We start from the raw sequence: 3950 nt of genomic DNA, 5'->3' as shown, positions 1-3950 counted from the left end.
ACCCAGAATATAATGAGGATATGTTAAGGTACTTAATATTTACGCCGGAGTTGAGAGAGGATTAATTATGCCTAAATTATTCAAATACATAATGTTATTGATCTTAACGGGAAGTTTATTTGCCTGTAGCAATAGAGAGCATAAATCTTTTGATTTTAAAACGGAGCTTTTAACCTTTCCTGCGGATGGTGCCTTGGTAAACTCTGGTTATACCCAATTGATTGAATCCGACTCCAATAATTATTTGATTACTTACAATGGGTTTACCCGAGATTATGAGTTGATAAACTTTCCGGAGGGTGGTATCTTTCATAAATTTCATTTGGACAGGGAAGGAGAAAACGGTGTAAGGCGATTCAGAGGTGGAAGCCTTACCAGTACAGACTCTATATGGTTTGTCGCTTACCCACCTTCCATAGGGCTTACAGACTTAAAAGGAAATATTTTGTTTAGAAAAGAAATTATAGATGACAAAATACCTCTCCAACAATTAGTAGCTTATCCAGATAAGAAACTATACAAGTATAAAAACAAGATTTTTGGAACCCAAAATTTGTTTACCGACCATCATGGTATGGAAAAAGAAGACATTCAAAAGCATAGGTTAATTTACAGTTTTAATATAAAATCCGATTCAATAGAATGGTACGATGTTAATTATTCTCCAGATTATTGGAAAGATGGTAAAAAAATAGCGAATTTTTCCTGGACAAGAAGAAACGATAAGCTATACATTGCTCCATGGTACGACCATGAAATTCAAGTTTTTGATTTGAACCTTGGGAAAGTGGTAAATAAGAAAGAAGTTAAGTCGACCCATGTAAATAGTTTTTTATATGTAAATGAAATCCCAAGTGGTTCACAAAATGGCCTTTTAAACTTTTTGCTAAATGATCAATACAAGGCTTTGCTGTACGATCAGTACCGAGATGTTTTTTATAGATTGTTTTTCCCTTCTTCTGAAATGGACGAAATAAGTGAAGAATTTAATTTTAGGGATTTAGTAAAATCCAGGCCTTATATGGGAGTGATGGTTTTGGATAGCGAACTGAATATTATCGGAGAACATATTTTCGATAAATTTCAAATTTATACTCAAAGTAACCATTTTGTTGGTAAAAAAGGTTTATACCTCTCTATGAATAATCTTTTTGACCCTAATTATGATGAAGAAATGTTTAGGTACCTGATATTTACGCCGGAGTTGGGGGAGAGATAAGTTTATCAGAATTATCGCAAAGAATATTGCAAGTCCTCTAAATGGTGTCACCCTAATAATTAAAATACTTTAGTGGGTTTACAGTTATGTAAAAAATCCCAATTTGAATTTCCAATTATAGCAACCTTATATTTTAGAATATTTACGTTAGAAATCCCCCTTAGTCCCCCTTTGGAAAAAGGGGGATTTTGATATTTCCCCAATTGACGATTGCGTTATTGACTTTAAATTTATTCCTCCATCACTTCCATACTTTCCGCCGGGCTTAGCTGAACTACTTCTTCCAGAAACTTTATGCTTTCCCCTAGCACCTTGTCCCAACTTTCCGTTTTCAAACTTGAAGCAATCACATGGTCACCGGCCTCAGGGAAAGCTACTTTCCGCTTTTTGTTGTCAGGAGTACTTACACTGGCATACATGTCCAGCATGGCTGGAACGGATACCACCTTGTCCTGCTCTTCCTCATTTTTGTAATAATAGGCCAGAAACAGTGGTTGTTTTACCTTTTCAAAGGTTTCCTTGTTCATTTTACTTTTTAGCAGCACAGCCAGACTTGTGTAAGCATTGATATGATAATTTGTTGCCCAATATTTTCCTTCTTCGGGTTCTCTTTCTACCACCTGCACCCCATTTTCATTGGTCATGGTCATTTCCATTAATTGCTTCATCCAAGGCTGAAACAAGGGATCAAGTCGATCACCATAGATGCCGATACAGGGGGAGTACAAAACCAAGGAATGAATTTCCGGTCTTTCTTCCGCCAGAATCAATGATAAGGCACCCCCCATAGAGGTCCCTATTACAATTACACTATCCCCCAATTGCCTGCTGATCATATAGGCCCTTCTTGCCCCATCCACCAGACTTTTGGCATCCAAGTGTTCAAAAGCATTTGCTCGCTCTATGCCATGTTCCGGTAGTCTGGCCAAGTAGAGGTTGGCACCAAAATGTTTGGCCAATTGCTGATGTACAGGATCACCTTCCATCTGACTGGCACCAAAACCGTGTACATAGAGAATACTGAAAGCGGTTTTTTCCTTTTTCTCAGGGTCAGCCCAGACTATCCTGGCTTCATTATTAGGTTTAAGGCCTTGCACAGTGTCTTCACCCTGCTTTATATTGGCTTCCAGTTCATTGAGATTTGATGGCACTTCAGGATAAGTACCGGATAGGTCCTGAATGCTTTCTTTTGGTCCGAGCATATAAAAGATGACAATAAAAATGGCTGAACCCATCAGCCAGGGAAGGACTCTTTTCATGGTTTTATTTTTTGATGTCTTCGTAGGAGGCAACAACCCCTCTTACCATGGCAGAACTGAAGCCATGGTGCTCCATTTCATTCAAGCCCTTGATGGTGGAACCTTTTGGCGTTGTTACCTTATCTATGGCTGCTTCAGGGTGAATCCCTTTTTGCATCACCAATTCGGCTGCACCTTTTACGGTTTGTGTTACAATTGTATTGGCTGTTTTGGCATCAAAGCCTATTTGGATTCCTCCCTGTGTCATGGCACGCATAAAGCGCAAAACAAATGCAGTGCCGCAAGCCCCCAATACCGTAGCGGCTTCCATCAAGTGTTCTTCTATCGTTATGCTTATGCCTACACTATTGAATATTTCCTTGACTGTATTCTCGGTTTCCGGGTTAAAATCATCACCACAAATACATGTGATAGATTCTTTAATATCTGCAGCTATATTGGGCATAACCCTGAAAACAGTAGTGCCGGGTTCGAGTTCAGCCTTGATGGCCTGGAGGGTGATGCCAGCCGCTAGGGAAGCAATAACTTGCTTGTCTCTCTTTAAAAATGGCTTAATCTCTTGTAAAATAGGCTGAATATTGTAAGGTTTTACACCTAAAATCACAAAATCTGCATCTCTTACAGCTTCCTTATTATCAGCCAAAACGGTGACTCCTCGCGATTTAAGATAAAACAAGCTTTCCGGATGCCTTTTGGTAACGATAAGTCTTTTTCCGTCAAAACCCTCAGTACTTAATAAGCCATTGGCTATAGATAACCCTAGGTTTCCGCAGCCTATAATGGCTATTTTTTTATTATTGTCCATTGATATAGTCCTTATTTAAAATCAAGCGATAAATTTACTCATAATTTATGAGATTTAGGGGATGACCATTTATTTGATAGCCTGGATTTGTTGTACATAAATATAGAAATTAGGATCTACTTCAATGGCTACATTTGCTCCTAATTTTTCAGAACTTTTCCAGCCTTTCTCCGGATCAATCCAATGTGTCTTTTCATTTTGATTGATTTTAAGCGGCATGGCAAAATCGGCAACGCTGTTTTCCCACCGGTAATACAATTTATCCCCTTTCCAGTAATATTGAAAAATAGGCACCTTTTCTGTACGAAGATATTGGTCAAAGAAAGCCTGAAGATTCAAACCACTTTCTTCAGCCAAAAAAGTCTCTATTTCAACAGATGTTACCGTCTGATGATAAAAAACCTTGTTCATTTTCCTTAAAATGCCTCTCCATTTCTCATCATTGTCAATCCATTGACGTAGGGTATGGAGGATATTGGCTCCTTTGAAATACATGTCCCCGGAACCCCTTTGATTTACTTCATAATCCCCGATTATAGGCCCATCGTTTCTGATAATTCTCCTTGCTCCTTGAAGGTATTCATTTCCGGCAATGACTCCATAGTGATAGTCCAAGAAAAGACTTTCCGAATAGGTGGTAAAGCTTTCATGAATCCACATGTCGGCA

At 38.6% G+C, this 3950-nt stretch carries 4 protein-coding genes; 1 reads left to right on the top strand and 3 read right to left on the bottom strand.

Annotation, left to right across the window (positions count from 1 at the left end; genetic code table 11):
* The first annotated feature begins 67 nt into the window (after nt 1-67).
* Entirely contained in the window at nt 68-1219 is a 1152-nt protein-coding gene (locus AAC037_RS21080; protein WP_339905402.1) for a DUF4221 family protein, read from the top strand.
* A gap of 230 nt (nt 1220-1449) precedes the next feature.
* On the opposite strand, the gene AAC037_RS21075 is transcribed toward AAC037_RS21080, so the two are convergent.
* From AAC037_RS21075 to AAC037_RS21065, 3 genes are all read right to left on the bottom strand, one after another.
* Complete coding sequence (locus tag AAC037_RS21075; protein WP_339905400.1) at nt 1450-2478, bottom strand: alpha/beta hydrolase; 1029 nt, start codon at nt 2476-2478, stop codon at nt 1450-1452.
* Between the two features lie 4 nt (nt 2479-2482).
* The gene (proC, locus tag AAC037_RS21070; RefSeq protein ID WP_339905398.1) at nt 2483-3283 is read right to left on the bottom strand and encodes a pyrroline-5-carboxylate reductase; all 801 of its coding nucleotides are present in this window, start codon (nt 3281-3283) and stop codon (nt 2483-2485) included.
* Nucleotides 3284-3352: 69 nt separating this feature from the next.
* The coding region (locus tag AAC037_RS21065; protein WP_339905397.1) for a M1 family aminopeptidase at nt 3353-3950 on the bottom strand (598 nt) is incomplete at its 5' end.

Origin of the sequence: uncultured Cyclobacterium sp. (assembly GCF_963976465.1) — a bacterium.
Lineage (GTDB): Bacteria > Bacteroidota > Bacteroidia > Cytophagales > Cyclobacteriaceae > Cyclobacterium.
This window is presented reverse-complemented; position numbering and strand designations above follow the sequence as displayed.